The organism is Fibrella aquatilis (assembly GCF_017353255.1).
In the GTDB taxonomy this organism is placed as follows: domain Bacteria; phylum Bacteroidota; class Bacteroidia; order Cytophagales; family Spirosomataceae; genus Fibrella; species Fibrella aquatilis.
The window spans coordinates 59308-75639 of record NZ_JAFMYU010000004.1; the positions used below are offsets into that span (position 1 = coordinate 59308).

The 16332-nt window shown below is 54.0% G+C and carries 13 protein-coding genes; 4 read left to right on the forward strand and 9 right to left on the reverse strand.

Features of this window, described 5'->3' with window-relative positions; all coding sequences use genetic code 11:
* Positions 1-79 precede the first annotated feature (79 nt).
* The 4 genes from J2I48_RS06460 to J2I48_RS06475 form a co-directional block, all read right to left on the reverse strand.
* Positions 80-1471: an ADP-ribose polymerase gene (locus tag J2I48_RS06460; protein WP_207334593.1), complete on the reverse strand. Its 1392-nt coding sequence runs from the start codon at positions 1469-1471 to the stop codon at positions 80-82.
* 97 nt (positions 1472-1568) lie between these two features.
* Positions 1569-2255, reverse strand: a complete 687-nt coding sequence (gene tsaB / locus J2I48_RS06465; protein WP_207334594.1) for a tRNA (adenosine(37)-N6)-threonylcarbamoyltransferase complex dimerization subunit type 1 TsaB — start codon at positions 2253-2255, stop codon at positions 1569-1571.
* Between the two features lie 132 nt (positions 2256-2387).
* Complete coding sequence (locus J2I48_RS06470) at positions 2388-4040, reverse strand: S41 family peptidase (RefSeq protein ID WP_207334595.1); 1653 nt, start codon at positions 4038-4040, stop codon at positions 2388-2390.
* A gap of 54 nt (positions 4041-4094) precedes the next feature.
* Positions 4095-4586 carry a ribonuclease P protein component gene (locus J2I48_RS06475; protein WP_207334596.1) on the reverse strand — a complete coding sequence of 164 codons (492 nt, stop codon included), beginning with the start codon at positions 4584-4586 and terminating at the stop codon, positions 4095-4097.
* A 235-nt stretch (positions 4587-4821) separates the two neighbouring features.
* On the opposite strand from J2I48_RS06475, the gene J2I48_RS06480 reads away from it, so the two are divergent.
* Entirely contained in the window at positions 4822-7353 is a 2532-nt protein-coding gene (locus tag J2I48_RS06480) for a tetratricopeptide repeat protein (protein ID WP_207334597.1), read from the forward strand.
* Between the two features lie 73 nt (positions 7354-7426).
* Here J2I48_RS06480 and rpmH read toward each other — a convergent pair whose 3' ends face one another.
* Positions 7427-7594, reverse strand: coding sequence for a 50S ribosomal protein L34 (rpmH, locus tag J2I48_RS06485; protein ID WP_207334598.1), 168 nt, complete (start codon positions 7592-7594; stop codon positions 7427-7429).
* 215 nt (positions 7595-7809) lie between these two features.
* On the opposite strand from rpmH, the gene pyk reads away from it, so the two are divergent.
* Positions 7810-9249 (forward strand): pyruvate kinase, encoded by a 1440-nt coding sequence (gene pyk / locus J2I48_RS06490; RefSeq protein WP_207334599.1) that lies wholly within the window; start codon positions 7810-7812, stop codon positions 9247-9249.
* A gap of 72 nt (positions 9250-9321) precedes the next feature.
* Here the strand turns inward: pyk and J2I48_RS06495 are convergent, their stop codons facing one another.
* On the reverse strand, positions 9322-9915 hold the full coding sequence (locus J2I48_RS06495) for a Crp/Fnr family transcriptional regulator (protein ID WP_207334600.1): 594 nt from the start codon (positions 9913-9915) through the stop codon (positions 9322-9324).
* 95 nt (positions 9916-10010) lie between these two features.
* On the opposite strand from J2I48_RS06495, the gene J2I48_RS06500 reads away from it, so the two are divergent.
* Entirely contained in the window at positions 10011-11090 is a 1080-nt protein-coding gene (locus J2I48_RS06500) for a medium chain dehydrogenase/reductase family protein (RefSeq protein WP_207334601.1), read from the forward strand.
* Positions 11091-11255: 165 nt separating this feature from the next.
* Positions 11256-14207 carry a TonB-dependent receptor gene (locus tag J2I48_RS06505; RefSeq protein WP_207334602.1) on the forward strand — a complete coding sequence of 984 codons (2952 nt, stop codon included), beginning with the start codon at positions 11256-11258 and terminating at the stop codon, positions 14205-14207.
* 86 nt (positions 14208-14293) lie between these two features.
* Here J2I48_RS06505 and J2I48_RS28640 read toward each other — a convergent pair whose 3' ends face one another.
* From J2I48_RS28640 to J2I48_RS06515, 3 genes are all read right to left on the reverse strand, one after another.
* Complete coding sequence (locus tag J2I48_RS28640; protein ID WP_374758153.1) at positions 14294-14506, reverse strand: MORN repeat-containing protein; 213 nt, start codon at positions 14504-14506, stop codon at positions 14294-14296.
* Complete coding sequence (locus J2I48_RS06510) at positions 14475-15254, reverse strand: M48 family metalloprotease (protein ID WP_229375865.1); 780 nt, start codon at positions 15252-15254, stop codon at positions 14475-14477. The genes J2I48_RS28640 and J2I48_RS06510 overlap by 32 nt, the downstream gene beginning before the upstream one ends.
* A 151-nt stretch (positions 15255-15405) precedes the next feature.
* On the reverse strand, positions 15406-16308 hold the full coding sequence (locus tag J2I48_RS06515) for a hypothetical protein (RefSeq protein WP_207334603.1): 903 nt from the start codon (positions 16306-16308) through the stop codon (positions 15406-15408).
* Positions 16309-16332: the final 24 nt, after the last annotated feature.

Sequence of the window (16332 nt, forward strand, 5' to 3'; positions counted from 1 at the left end):
GTGAAAAGAGAAAGTCTGAAAGAGTGAAGGAGCAGAAGGAAAGCCACTCTTTCGCCCTTTCAGACTTTCACTCTTTCACTTATACCTTCACCCGCACCAGGTAGCGGATGGTGCTTTGGTTCTGGTTGTAAACGATAAACTCGTTTTTCAACAGACTCTTGCCCCGTTGCGCGTAGACCGAATCGTGCTGTTTGCCGCGCTGCAGGAGGGTGTCGGCGTTGAGGTCATAGCACCAGGTTTCGTGCTGGTCAATGACGAGTTGCTTGCCCACGTGTACTTCATAAATAGCCAGATAGGCCTCTTTCTGCCGACCACCCGCCCATACCGAACCTGATAGCGAGGTGTAGTTCAGCGACTTGCTGAACTGATCGGCGAAATAGACGCCGTAGCCAAACATCTTGCCCGTGATGACCGCGTTGGTGGGGCGCAGCACAAGGCCCGTTTTAAGAATCGACATCCAGTTTTCGCTGCGGCTACCATGCCAGAGCAACTGCGTTTTGGGGTTGCGGGCTTCGGCTTTGTGGAGCGCAAATGCCACCTCGGTCCGGGCCTGACTTACGGCAAAGGCCGCATCGAACTTGTCGGCGTCAGTGCCCATCATCCGTTTGATCAACGTCAGCACCCGGTCGTCGGCAACGGGTTCTACGATCAGGCCAAGGCTGTCGAGCAGCGAAGGTGGGGCTGTATCGGGGCCATCGTCGGTGGTTTGCTGATTCATTTCCACCTGACTACGCATCACGTCGAGGGTGTCCTGTTCGGCGGCGAGGCGGTCGCGGAGGGGCTGCAAGTCGGCATCGGTCCGGGGGGCCTGCGCCATCAGGTGTTGACTCACGCGCCCCATTTTGCGCGGAATTGTCTGGAACAACGTCAGCAACAGGTCGTTGTAAGTAGCTGGGTCAACGTTCAGGGCAAGCTTACCGGCCAGTTCGTCGAGTAGTTGCTGCGCCTTTTGCACCTGTTGGCTCGTTACCTGCTGCGCCGTTACCACATAGTTCTGATAAATCGACTCGCGGGCGAAACCAATGAGCTTGTCAATCAGCGACTTAACGGCCTGGTCGGTAATAGTTTCGGTGCCGGTCGCGGCGGGCTTGTCGGCATAGAGGTACGTCTGGTCAACGTAGCCTTTGGCTTTCTTTTCCCGGATTTTGCTATCCCACAAGGTCAGCGGATAGGTGGCGGTGCTTTTGGTACTGCCCACCCGCCCATATTCCACGGTGAATGTACCCGAAGCGGTTTCGCGCATTTCGTAGTACTTATTGTTGTTGTTGGCCGTCACCATGATCAGCTTCACAGTGCGGAGAGCCGTTGTATCCTCCGCTACCATGGGCGCGGGGGTGGATGTAGCCGTGACCACAGTCGGTGTGGTGGGCGCGGTTAAGGTGGTGGCCTGAAGGGCGTTGGCTGGATTGAGCAGGCCGGTTACCTGCTGAAGGAAGTTGTTTAGAAGCTGAGGACGCTGTGTATGGCTCATGTTGATCTTTGGTTATGTCCTACACAAAGATTCAGCCCACAGAACGTATTCTTTTTACGTTGATCTAGAAATACTACTTTTTTTATAGAAACTAAGACTACCCCACCGCCTGCCGGGGCTTGGTTGTCATGAACTCTTTCAGGTAATACGGTTCAAACGCAACCAGGTCCTCAAATTCGCCAGCAGCGTAAGCCCGAAGGGCCAACGCACCCACCGTGCGGGCCGAGGGACGTACCGGCATGTCAGGGAAAAGGGCGTTTGGATGAGTCAACACCGGTTGGGCTTTGGTGGCTCCATCGCCGAAGAAAACAACGGGGTGGTCGGCCAGTAGGCCAGCAAAAGACGTATCATCCAACACCAGGGCCTGCGTAGACTGTTTTTCAGACCCATCCTGCTCATACACAGCGCAATACACTTCCATCCGACGGGCATCGATCATGGGACATAACAGGGTATTAGCTGGGTAAAATGCCCGAATTTGTTCGGTCATGGCGGCCAGTGTGTTGATGCCGATGAGCGGTTTATCCAGCGCATAACAGAGGCCCTTGGCCGTAGACACACCAATGCGCAAACCCGTATACGACCCCGGCCCCTTCGCCACGGCAATAGCCGACAAATCGGCCAGGGTATAGCCTGCGTGGGTCACCACATCCTGCACGAGCATGGTCAGCCGCGACGAAGCCGTGCGTTCGGTGTAGAGTTCATAGCAACCCAGCAAGGCCCCATCAGGGGTATGCAGAGCTACGGAACAAACGGTGGTGGACGTGTCGAGGGAGAGGATCATAACAGTAGTGGTAAGTGCTAAGCGGTAAGCGGCCCGCCGCCCGGTGATGAGTTTGCTTACGCCAGCGTAAATGCTTCTGCGTAAGCAAACTCATCACCGGGCGGCGGGCCGCTTACCGCTTAGCACTTACCACTATTTATTTTTTAAAATCGCCTGATACTTAGCCATATCACCAAACAGCTTCAGGGCGGCTTTTAGGTCGGGATCGGTGCCGAACGATGATTCTTTGATACCCTTCTGGAGGTAATACTGCCCGGCGATTTCCCCTTCCAGCAGCATTTTGATCTCCTCTTTGAAGGTTTTCATGTCGGCGTCTTTGCTGTGCGACATTTTTGATTTCAGGGCCTTCAACTGATCCTGAATCTGATCGAAGTATTTCTCTTTCTTAGCCGACGCCTCCAGCGTGCCGAGGTCCTTTTCTACCTGCGTGGTGTAGTCGTAGTCTTTGTCGCCGGCCCACTTCACAAAGTCCTGGTATTCAGCGTCGGTCAGCCGGAACTCACGGGCAGGTTTGATTGTGGGGTGGTCGTGATGGTACTTCACGGCATAGTCGAAGATAAGGCCTTTGCTACTCAGGCTCTGGGCCAGGGGCGTAGGCGTGGGGGCCTCTGTTTCAATGTCGGGTGTAACGCCGCCACCGTCATAGACCACCCGTCCGGCTTTGGTTTTGAAGGCTGTGCGCAACGAATCGGCAATCTTGCCCGCGCTGCCGTCGGCGTTGCGGTGGCTGTAGTCGATAGCCTGAATGCACCGTCCGCTGGGGATGTAATATTTGGCCGTCGTGATCTTCATCCGGGTGCCAAACGACAGCGGCCGCGTGGTCTGCACCAGCCCCTTGCCGTAGGTACGCTGCCCGATCAAAACGCCCCGGTCATAATCCTGAATCACCCCCGATACGATCTCCGCCGCCGACGCCGAGTGGTTATTGGTTAGCACAATCACGGGCATGTCGGTGTCCAAAGCGGGCGAGAGTGCGGCGTAGGATTTGTTCCACTCCGTCACCTTACCCTTGGTCGTTACCACTTCTGAACCCCTGGGAATGAACACGTTAGAAATATCAATGGCCTGATCGAGCAGCCCGCCGGGGTTTTCGCGCAGGTCGAGCACGAGTTTTTTCATACCCTTGCCCTTCAAATCCTGATACGCTGCCCGCACTTCGCGGCCCGCCGCCGCCATAAAATCTTTCAGATCGATGTAGCCCACCTCGTCGTTGAGCATGCCGTGGTAGGGTACGTTGGTCATCTTCACCACGTCGCGCATCACCGATACGTCGATGGGATCTTTCTGGCCAAACCGCTTCACGGTCAGTTTCACGGCGGTGCCTGTTTGCCCACGCAGCAGCTTGCTGGCATCTACGTCGCGCCGGGTCTTAATATCAACGCCGTCGATTTTCACAATCTCGTCGCCGATCTGCAAACCCGACTTTTCGGCGGGGGTACCTTCATACAGCATCATCACGATGCTCTTGTCTTGCCGCGACCCGATCATGGCCCCGATACCGTTGTAGCGGCCGGTGGTCATGGTCATGTAGTCTTCAATGTCGTCTTCGGCGTAGAAGTTCGTGTACGGATCGAGCGATTTCAGCATGGCGTCGATGCTGGTTTTCACCATCCGGTTGGGGTTCACCTCGTCGACGTAATACATGTTCAGTTCTTTGAACATGGTGGCGTAGATGTCGAGGTTACGGGCGATCTCGAAAAAGCGGTCGTCCTGTTTGTAAGCCGTCAGGCCGCCCGCAACGAGCAGCGCCGAGGCACCGAGTATAAGTTTCTTGCGGAGGCGCATGGGAATTCAATTAAGAATTAAGAATTAAGAATGGCTCCGCCAGCGTGTAGTATGCTAGTTGGCAGGTCCATTCTTAATTCTTAATTCATCATTCTTAATTCTTTTCAAAGCCAATTTCATACCTTTTTCTATCTCTTCAAACGAAATCTTAGCCTTGGCGGTATAGAGAAACGCGATAGAAGCTGGGGGTTGCATCAGAGTATGCTTATGCAGCCGGTACGCCTCCCGAATACGCCGCCGGATGGCGTTGCGATCAACGGCTTTTTTGAAGGCTCGTTTGGGTACGCTAAACAATACTTGCGGCGGGGCTAACGCAGGCGTTTCGGGCTTATTAACACCCTCAGCAACAGCAGCATCCGGCATCGGTGGTATCGGTTGCCGGAAATAGATAACCCGAAACGGAAACAGGTAAAACGTCTCTGGTGGCTCGTCAGGGCCATTCTTCGCCCGCACCGGAGCCGCCTCACCCGGCTTTGGCCGGTGAAACAATCGGTCGATGACCTTCTTGCTGGTCAGTCGTTCGGTTTTGGGGAAAGTGAAGCGCATATGCGTACATTATCGTACTGATTAGTACGCTAATTTAGATAAAGTCGTTCGTAGCGGAAGCCGACGAAGTCAACAGACAGGGATGAAATGCCAAAGCCGCAACATTCTCCAGCAGCTATCATCCTAACCAACCGATATTCCTGTTTTTGAGCCGATTGACCTGGCCCACTTGCCAGTTGCCTCTGTATCTTGTTGTTTGGCAGTACGTTAACTACACCCAAAACACCTAGTCGCTATGACCGCCGATGAATGGTATGCCAAAGGCTTTGAAGCTTATGAGAACGGTCATTCTAAAGAAGCCATCAATGCATATGGACAAGCTATTGCACTTCGACCTGACCACGTCAATGCTCACAACGCCATAGGCGTTATATACTACGAGCAAGGGCATTACAAAGAAGCTATTGAAGCCTACCAAACCGCCATCAATTACCAAGCTAACCTTTCCTTTGCCCTTCATAATTTAGGAGCTGTATATATAATGCAAGGGCAGTACGAGAAGGCTATTGAAGCTTTTAAGACTGCCATTCATTACCAGCCTGATTACGCAAATGCACACAAAAGTTTAGGTATTGCATACAAAAACCAAGGACATTACGAAAAGGCTATTGAAGCTTACCAAACTGCTATTGAATACCATCCTGACTACGCCGATGCTTATTACTCCTTAGGCAATGTGTATAAAGATCAGGAGCACCACAAAGAAGCTGTTGAAGCCTACCAAGCTGCCATTCATTGCCAGCCCAACTACTCCAGTGCTCACACCAATTTGGGAACTGTATATATAAAGCAAGGGCAGTACGAAAGGGCTATTGAAGCTTTTAAAACTGCCATTCATTACCAGCCTGACAACCACACTGCTTACTTAAATTTAGGCCTCGAGTATTACAGACAGGAGAGATATGAAGAGGCCATTACCTTCTACAAAACTGCCGTTCGACATCAGGATAGTTGTGCTGAGGCTCACAACAACTTAGGCTTAGTTTATGCTGAACAGAATCGGTATGAAGAAGCCATTGAATCCTACAAAACCGCTATTCATCACCAACCTAATTTTAGCGCAATACACATTAATTTAGGTATCGCCCACAAGGAGCAAGGCAACTATCTGGAGGCTCAATACCATTTCAACCGAGCCTTGTTCATGGCAGAAGATCCGCGCCAGCGCCAGATATCAGAGTTCTTCTCAACTGTTGTCCCCTTCTTTCGTGAGTATGCCGATGCGCCCTACGTACTCAAGGCATTGTTTGCGCGGTTTCCATATGTCGATAATTTAGAGAGCTATAAAAAGGCAATCCTCCAAACGGAACGCCAATGCGCCGCTGTTGATACCCTATTAGGCTACTACGCCAGCCTAACCGATGAACAGGGCGAAGATTACGGGTACGCCCTCGCGCTCACCAGTTACTTTATGGGTCATACCGCCGAAGCGTTTAGGCTATACGACGATGTACTGGACAAGGAGTTTTCGCTTAGCCTGATGGGGCAGTTTTATTACCTCTGCGCGTGGGCCGATTTTCTGGAGCCAAAACTCGATGCGGCTCTGCTCGATGCGCTGACAAAGAAGGTTGAGCCGTATGTCATCAGCTTCGACCGAGACATACAGCCCGTCAGTGAGTTATACTACGCCGGTTTAATTTACTACTGGGCGTGGCAACAGGTTAACGAACCCACGTACCTACAAGCCGCCGACACCATATTCCGCAAGGCCGACTATTACGTTCCTGCCCAATATATGCGGCTACTCACGCTCGACGCCCTTAACGACGCCGAGGGAAAACAGCGGCAACTGGAGAAAATACAGCGGAGTCGGTTGCGGGTCTATGAAGACGGCTTCAAGCAACAAACCATTGACTTCGCGCAGCCACTCCTGCCGCAGTTGATGCACTACGCCCACTTCCGCGAGATTCAGGCGGCTATCGAACTGGCAACTGGTAACGGTGCGCCTGTCCCGCCTTTTTATGAAGCCTGGCGGATAGACCTCACCAAAACACAACGGGAAAAGGCGGCTGAGTACCAACGGCAAAAAGCTTCTGCAACCGCATTGGGTGCGATTCAGGACAATGCCCGGCAGCAAGAGTCGGCGTTTAGCACGCAAAGCCAGGACGAACGTACCCAACGCCTCACCAACGATGAAAGCATTGCCGAGGCCTTGCACCGCCTGACCCACCCTGCCCCGCACGATACTCACTTACTCGAAGAACGGCTGGCGCGGTTCATCAACAGTTGGCAGCTCACGATTCCCAAGCAGGCCCGCCTCGACAAAGCATGTGTATATGCCGATTTTGTAAAATATTTCTTCTGCGAAAAACACTACGACCTGCCTACGATGCTGCGGCTACTGCATTATGTGTATCACCACGCAGCCGAAGAGGCACAAAAAAGCGGTGTCTTCAGCAAGACCAAGGAACAGGCAATTCAATCGGGTGTTTCGTCGGGTGTAGGCGAAGTCGCAACTGTTGCTGGATTTGTGACGGGCTTCACCCTACCCGCGCTATTAGTCAATCTGCTGACTAAACCGTTCAGCGACAAAATGGGAAGTAAGTGCGAAGAATGGCTTTCCAAGGATAAAACGCACCTAACGGGTATTGGGCATTACCGGGATTTCTGCGAGCATTACCACGAAAACCTCGGTGATTACTTGGGTACGTTGGAACACGACGACTTGTTCGATGAGGATGTCATCCGATACTGGAATGAGTGGCATGCCCACCAGGTACGTTTGCTGCATGACGATCTGCCAACAAAGGCCGATGAGGTGCGTTAATCGGTTAGGCATTTAAGCAAAAAGCCGCTCCTGATAATCAGGAGCGGCTTTTTGTTGGCCTCTACGGCAAGCATTACATCTTGAACCGGTTGCCTTTCTTCTCGTCCGAAACGGTCAGTTTCCAACGGCCTTTGGCGCGGCGGCGGGCCAGTACATTTTGCCCGTTGGGCGTTGACATCCGCTCGCGGAAGCCGTGCTTATTGCGGCGCTTGCGGTTCGACGGTTGATACGTTCTTTTCATTGTATGATTCGGTAAATATGCCTGTTCCTGAATTGAGTGCGCAAAAATAACAGATTCAATCGAGAAGGCAAAACAGTGGCTTAACTGTTTGTGTGTTTGTCTGTTTGGTTGTTGGCCTGTTGAGCAGATAACAGACAAACAGACCAACAACCAAACAGACAAACCGTATTTTTGCGGTCGATACGTTCAGCATCAGCCCCTTCTTCAGTTACTCCATGTTTAAACGAACAAAGATTGTTGCCACCGTTGGTCCGGCCTCAGACACCAAAGACCAACTGCTGGCCCTTGCCCACGCGGGCGTCAACGTATTCCGGCTCAACTTTTCGCACGGCACCCACGACGACCACCTGCAACGGTTGACCCGCATCCGCGAAATCAACGAAGAGCATAACCTCAACCTGTGCGTGTTGCAGGATTTACAAGGCCCGAAAATCCGCATCGGGGCCGTTGAAGACCCCGTCAATGGCGTTCAGATTGTGGCCGGGCAGCAACTAGTGTTCACCAACGACGAAATGATTGGGACGGCCAACCGCGTCAGTACGCCCTATAAAGGCATGTACCGCGATGTGCGCCCCGGCGAACGCATCCTGCTCGACGATGGCAAACTGGAAGTGAAAGTGGTAGGCGTGGATGGTACCGACGTCGTGACCGAGGTAGTCTACGGCGGGCCAATGAAGTCGAAAAAAGGGGTGAATCTGCCCAACACGAAGGTATCCATGCCCTCGGTAACGGATAAAGATTGGGCCGACCTTGACTTTGGGCTGGAGCACGACGTAGAATGGATCGCCCTCTCGTTTGTGCGGGAAGCGCAGGAGATTCTGGAGATCAAAGACTACATTAAATCGAAAGGCAAGCTGGCCCGCGTGGTGGCCAAGATCGAGAAGCCCGAAGCCATCGTTAACATCGACGCCATTATTGAAGCCACCGACGCCATTATGGTAGCCCGCGGTGACCTGGGCGTGGAACTCCCCGCCGAAGAGGTGCCCATGATTCAGAAGATGCTGGTGGAGAAGTGCAACCGGGCCGCTAAGCCCGTGATTGTGGCCACCCAGATGCTGGAAAGCATGATTGACGCCCCCCGCCCCACCCGCGCCGAAATCAACGACGTGGCCAACTCGGTACTCGACGGGGCCGATGCCGTGATGCTCTCGGCCGAAACGGCGTCGGGTAAATACCCTGTGCTGGCCGTAGAAAACATGACCGCCACGATTCGCAACGTAGAGGCCAAGTCGGAGAAAATCTATTACCGTTACCACACGCAGGTAAATGATTTCCCCAGCGAAAACGTGCTTAACGACAACGTGGTGATGAGCGCCTGCCGCCTTGCCCGCGACACCCACGCCAGAGCCGTGATTGGCATTACCACGTCGGGCTACACGGCCGTGCGGCTTAGCCACCACCGGCCCAAAGCGAGCATCTTCGTGTTCTCGCCCGATGCCCGTTTGCGCAATGTGCTGGGTCTATACTGGGGTGTTCAGGTGATCCCGTTCACCCCCCAAACCGAGCTTACCGTAGATCAGACCGTGGAAAGTATCAAGCAAACGCTCATTGCCCGCGGCGAGCTGGAATCAGGCGATATTTTCATCAACACCCTGAGCATGCCTCTCGCCCAGCAGCGCAAAACCAACACCGTCAAGCTAAGCATTGTGGATTAGAATACCCCTCGTTCTTCACATAAAAAGGCCCCACAGACTGTCTGTGGGGCCTTTTTATGTGAAGAACGACATTCACAAGACGGCTTTACGCATCATCCGGTTGCGGAGGCGGCTAAGCGATTCAGGGCGTATACCTAAGTAGGAAGCGATGTAATGTTGCGGTACACGCTCAAAATAATGCCGGTTGTCGGCCAGCGTCTTTTCGTACCGTTCCTCTGGGGTTTTCAGCAGCAAGCTCGCCATTCGGTCGCCGAAACAGGTTAGCAGGTGCTCGGCAATGAGCCGACCGAAACGCTCGAACATGGGGTGTTTTTGATACAGGGCCTGCATGTCATCATAAGACAATACCAGCAACTCACTCGTTTCCATCGCCTCAATAGTGACCTCACTGGGCGACTGCCGAACAAAGTCAGCGTAGGCCCCTATCCAATCGTTCTCGAACGAAAAGTAGGTGGTTACTTCTTCGCCATCAATATCCTTATGATAGCGAAATGCCCCACAAACTACAAAGGCAATTTCCCGGCTCAGCTGCCCCTCGGCTATCAGCACCTGCCGTTTTTGATAGATACGGTAGTGGAGTCGCTGTTGCAGGTCGGCCCAGAGGGCCTCGTCAAGAGGTATCCACTGCTGCATAGACGCACGCAGAACGTCGAGTTGATTTTGCATAGTCTGAGGCATTGATTTCTTAACCATCGTCAACGAATTGGGCTTTAAGGTGCCGGTAGCTTTGCAGTGTAATATAACAAACACAGAGCAACATCATGAGCACATTCAGCGCAGCCCCCAGCCTCCAAAACACCAGCCAGGCTACTTTCGTTAGCCAGCAGGTGGTATTCCCCCACATTGTTGAACCCGAAGAATTTATTCTCCAGCGCCACACTCTGCCCCACCCGGCAGCAGGGCAGGTGGTTGTCCGGATCGAAGCCAGTGGCATTTCCTTCGCCGAACAGTCAATGCGCCGGGGACGTTATCCGGGCCAACCGAAATTTCCGTTCACGCCGGGCTATGACCTCGTGGGCACGGTTGCCGCCGTTGGTCCCGGCCTTGATGCATCATTGATAGGCCAACGCGTGGCGGCTCTGACCAAAACCGGGGGTTGGGCCAGCTATGCCCTGCTTGCCGCCAGTGACCTGTTGCCCGTTCCAGCGGGTATTGACCCCGCCGATGCCGAGACACTGGTAGTAAACGGCATCACCGCCTGGCAAATGCTACACCGCACGGCCTACGTTCAGCAGGGACAAACCATTCTGGTGCATGGGGCCAACGGCGGCGTGGGCAGCATTTTAACGCAATTAGCCCGTCACGCTGGTGTCCGGGTAATTGGCACGGCCTCGCCCCGGCACCACGCCACACTCCGGGCGCAGGGTGTGGAACCCGTTGACTACAATGATGTGAACCTGGTTCAACGCGTTCGTGAGCTTGCCCCCGACGGTATCGATGCGGCGTTTGACAACGTGGGTGGGGCAAGTGTAAACCGGTCCTTTAGCCTGCTGAAGTCAGGGGGTACACTAGTTTGTTACGCCATTGCTTCTGCCAAAAACAGCACAGAATCGATTGTGCCAAAATTCATTGCGCTACTGGCTAAACTAACCTGGTGGACCCTGATGCCTAACGGCCGAAAAGTAGGTTTCTATAATGTCCTGGCCGGGCGGGGTAGCAAGGCCTTTCAATCTCGCCTGCGCGATGACTTCGCCCAGCTGATGAGCCTGCTGGCCAAAGGAGCAATCACCCCAAAAATAGCTGACCGCTTTCCCTTAGAGCAGATCACCGTCGCCATGAAACTCGCCGAATCACGCACTGTCTACGGCAAAGTGATCTTGCAACCAAAGCATGAGGAGTAGGTTATGATGACCAGACAATACCTACCTGGCAACCTAAAATCCCTAAGCTCGGTAAATCCTACTTACTTGCTAGACATGAAACTAATCGGTTTTTAACGGCGGTTGATACGTATTGGCCCCTGGCTTTTCTGGGGGTCGTCAATTGAATACTAACCGATTTACTCCATGTTATTTCAGTACAAACCAGGCCGGTGGGGGGCAGTTGCCCTTCTTTGGCTTCTCAGCGTGGCCGTGGGCTTCGCGCAGGGCGTGCAGGGGCGCGTTACCGACACCAAAAACAGTTCTTCACTGCCCGGCGTGACCGTTTTTGTGGTTGGCACCAACACGGGCGCATCTACCGATGCCGACGGCAATTACGCTATCAGGCTAAGCCCCGGCAACTATACTCTCCGCTTTTCTTTTGTGGGGTACGACAGCGTAGAACGCCCCGTCACCGTAGCCGAGTCGGGCACTGCAACCGTCGATATGGCGCTGGGCGAAGGGCTGGCCAGCCTGAGCGAAGTAGTGGTCATTGGCTCACGCGCCGCCACCGCCCGCAGCAACATTCAAACACCCGTGCCCGTTGATGTGATCGGCGCGAAAGAGATGCGGTCCTACGCCCAAACCGACGTGACGCAGATTCTGAATTTCATTGCCCCCTCATTCAGCTCCAACCGGCAGGCCGTTTCCGACGGCACCGACCACATCGACCCGGCATCGTTACGCGGCCTGGGTCCCGACCAAGTGCTCGTGCTGGTGAACGGCAAGCGGCGGCACAATACGGCCCTGGTGAACATCAACGGCACCTTTGGCCGGGGCACCGTGGGTACCGACATGAACGCCATTCCGGTGGCGGCCATCGAGCGCGTGGAGGTGCTGCGCGACGGGGCAGCGGCGCAATACGGCTCAGATGCCATTGCAGGCGTGATCAACATTGTGCTAAAGAAAAACACGCCCTGGAGCGTCTCAGCGCAATATGGACAGTCGGCCAGCCATAGTGATGCGTTAAACAAGTCGTTCACAGATGGCAAGACCGTGCAGGTTGATTTGAGCAAAGGCTTCCAGATTGGTCAGAAAGGCTTCATCAACGTCGGCGCGCAATACCTCGACCGGGGGGCTACCAACCGGGGCGGTATCGACACGCGGCCTTTGCTGTATACCAGCCTGCCCAGTCGCAGTTCGGGCGAAACTCCTGACGCGTTTGTTGCCCGCTATGAAGGTCTAGTGAACGCTACGACCAAAGCCGCCGATGACCAGAAAGCGCAGGCGGGCGGCCTTGACCGGAACAACATGCGGGTGGGTAACGCCGAACTACGCAACATTGGCTTCATGGCCAACGGACAGTTTGGCGTAGGCAACGGCAGCACGGAAGTGTATTTCCAGACTGGCCTGACCAACAAACTGGGCACAGGCGCGGCTTTCTACCGGCTGCCTTCGCAGGCCACACAGGTTGACCTGACGCTATACCCGAACGGATTCCTACCCCTGATCAACACCAGCGTCTATGACCTATCGGGATCGGTGGGGGCGCGTGGGCAACTGGCATCGGGCTGGCGGTGGGATTTGAGCAACACCTATGGCGGCAACAGCATCCGGTTCGACATCAGCAACACCCTCAACGCATCGCTGCCGTTGGGCACCAGTCCCAGTTCGTTTTACGCAGGCACGTTGCAGTTCCGGCAAAACACCAGCAACCTCGACTTCAGCCGCCGCTATGCCCTGGGCGGGGGCACCACGCGGAGCATCAACACGGCTTTTGGCGTGGAACACCGGATCGATAATTTCGAGATCACGCCGGGCGAAGAACGGTCGTACTCGCGTGGTTTCCCCGACGGGCAGAATTTCCGGGGCAATAACGCCGCCGGCGCGCAGGGTTTTCCGGGTTACAAACCATCGAACGCCCTGAACAAGTCGCGCAATAACACGGGCATCTATGCCGATATAGAGGCTGAACTGGGGCCGCGTGTGTTGCTGGAAGCGGCGGGACGCTACGAGAACTACAGCGATTTTGGGTCAAACTTTTCCTACAAAGCCACAGGCCGACTGTCTATCATTGACGACCTGGCCCTGCGCGGGGCGGTGGCAACGGGGTTCCGGGCACCGAGTTTGCACCAGCGGTATTTCAACAGTGAGAGTACGCAATTCGTCAATAGCGTACCCCGGCAGGTGCTGACCGTTAACAACGACAGTCCCATTGTGGGCCTGTTTGGCGTTGGCAACCTCCGTGCCGAACTCTCGAAAAGCTACAGCTTGGGCCTGGCTGGTAAGCGGGGATCGTTTTCTTTTACGGTAGACGCCTACCAAATCGACATCACAAACCGGATTGTGTTTTCGAGCCAGTTCAACCGCGAGTCGGGCAACCTGACCACGGGCACCGTCAACCAGATTCTGAACACCGTTGACCCTGTCCAGATCACCACGCAACCCAGCGGTACCACGGCGCAGGTGGCCAACATCAACACGGTTCAGTTCTTCACCAACGCTATCAACACCACTACGCGGGGCATCGACCTTGTCCTGAACGAACGGATACGCATTGGGGCAAACACCTTAACCCTTACTGCCGCCGCCAATTTCAACAAGACGCTGGTGACCAACATTGCCGTGCCAACGGAGATTTCGAGCAACACTGCCGTCACCAACAGCCTATTCGATAGGCAGGAACGGTCGCGGTTCGAGAGTTCAGTGCCACGCAGCAAAATCAACCTCAGCGGGAGTTACGGCTTTGGCCGCTGGAATGTATTTGCCCGGTCGGTGCGGTTTGGCGAGGTTACCTACCTCAGTCCTACCTCGCCCTACCTGCCCAACGGCACCCGCACGCAGGTAGCAGGTCAGGATTTTCCAGTTGAAAACGATCAGACGTTTTCAGCCAAATGGATCACCGATCTGACCGTAAGCTATAACGTCACCAAAGCCGCGCAGCTTCAGGTAGGGGCCAACAACCTCTTCGACGTCTACCCCGATGTACTGTATGTAAATCCGCGCAACAACGCCAACAACCTCACGGGCAACCCCGCCACCAGCTATTCGGGCGGGCTTGACAATACATCTAACGGGCGGTTTGTTTATAGCCGAGCTGTGCAGCAGTTTGGTTTCAATGGTCGATTCCTGTTCGCACGGGCTTCATATACGTTTTAGGCCAAAGCCAGTTTTTCTGCTACCAAAAAGCCCCATAGCAAACGCTGTGGGGCTTTTTAGTGAAAACTTGGTCAGATTGATAGTCCTTACTGTAATGCATCGTTGAGGTAGTTTCCCTTCTCCGTCACTTCACCGTCGGCATCATATAGGGTACCCGGCCCGGTGCGCCTACCACTGCGGAAGGTACCCACAAACCTATCACCGTCGGCAAAATAATAAGTGCCCTTACCGTGCGGTTGGTCATAGGCAAACTGCCCGGCATAGCGGTTAGTAGTAGGTGCCGTAACCGGTTCGAAGATTCATCAACACACCGCCTTTGTACTTCAGCCGACCGTCAGTATAAAACTGCGTCACCAGCGTAGGCGCAACGCCAGCTGTCACCTCGGCCAACTGCCCTCTTGGCGCAGCAGACACAAGTGGTGCTGCCGGACGGCTGGGGTCTACTGGTTTAGTGCGTGGATAAAGTGCATCGGCCTCGGCCCAGCCTTTCTGAATTGCCTCCAGCCGGGTGGCGCGGGCGGGGTGCGTAGCCGAAGCATTCACCGCCCCAATTGCCCGAATAGCAATTAATGCCTCGTCGAGGGTAGCGCCAAGTTGATGCAACACGAACCCCGAAAACCGGTCGGCTTCCAGTTCTTTCTGGTGTGTGCTGCCACCCGTGGTCAGCGTGTGGCCCTGCAAATGGTGCCCAATTTCGTGCGCCATCACGCTGGTAGCCGTCCAGTCGGTTTCGGTGGCCTCTTCAAGTTGCTGCATAAATGCGGCATCGTAGATGATGTAGCGCTGCCCGTTCAGCACGGCGGCAAAGCAGTTTTGGGTGTTGGCACACTCCATCACCTTAAAATTCCGCATCAGCCCAATTGGCTTCAAAATGCGGTCTACCACCCGTCCGGCATGGCCAATGCTAGCCGCCTGCGGATCATAACTGCATTCAATTGACGGCGCCCGCCCACCAGTATAGTTGCAAATAAATGAAGCTGGTTTTGGGGACGGTAACTGGGCTAAAACGGGTGTAACCGCCAGCAATAAGCTTAAGCACAAGGGCATTTTTATCAACATGAGCAAGCAGAAGATAGCTGCTTATAAAACGACGCGGTAGGTGACTTCATTATAATACAGAACGAAGCCCAGTCTTGGCCTGATCGACCAGCAGACTGGACTTCGTAAATCATTAGACTAGACACTAAAAACCAGCTTATTAATTTTTTCGCCATGCCACAAGCTCCCCACTGGCAGTGTTGACACGTGTATAGCCGTTGATGGTGAAGGTGTTTAGATCAACAGGACTTAACAGACCTGTTATGCCTGTATCAAGTTGCCCTGTAAAACAGTGTGTCCGGCCTCTGTCGAGCGGATCTTGCGTAAATGGGTTGATGGCTACATCTGTGCGGACCAGAATATTTCTACCGCGAATAATGAATGCGTCACGGGTCCCACCAAGCGACGCTTGTGCATCGACATTGGTGATATTTTGCACCACATACAGTGTGCCATTTATTCGACGAGCTTCAATGGGGCAGCTAACCGAAGAGTTAATAACCCAATTGCCGATTAGACGGCGATCATGTGCACCATCCGATATACCATCAAACCGGGGACTACACTTTACCCTATACGCAGGAGAACCGTCATTAGCATTAAACTGCTCAAACTGAGGGCCCAAATCACCAACACTAAACCCCGGCACAAACCAGCCTGGGCCACCGCCTGTGAATCCTCGAAAACAAGACGCGCTAGCATTGATCGCGCCTGTTTTGTCTATATCTCCTCGGTTTAAAAAGTCACCGCTACGTATGATGAAGTTGCCACTGTTACCGTTATTTTCTTCTGTTATTTGGGCAACAAACAACCCACCCGCTCCCTCAACCACTTGGAGGCGACTGCCGGTTGCTGTCCAGGTGCCTAAAAATTGCCCGCTAACGTAGTCGAATCCGCCACACGAAACACGGGCACCGGCATCACCAGCCGTTTTTGATTGAGCATCACTCTTTGGTGAAACACTTTCTCCTGTCTGCTGATCGCAGCTAATGGGGATAGTCAACAAGCCGCCTAACAGGGCGTAGATGCCTGCACGCAGCAGGCCTTTTTTGTAGAAATGCATGATTTAGCTGAGTTAAAGATGTTA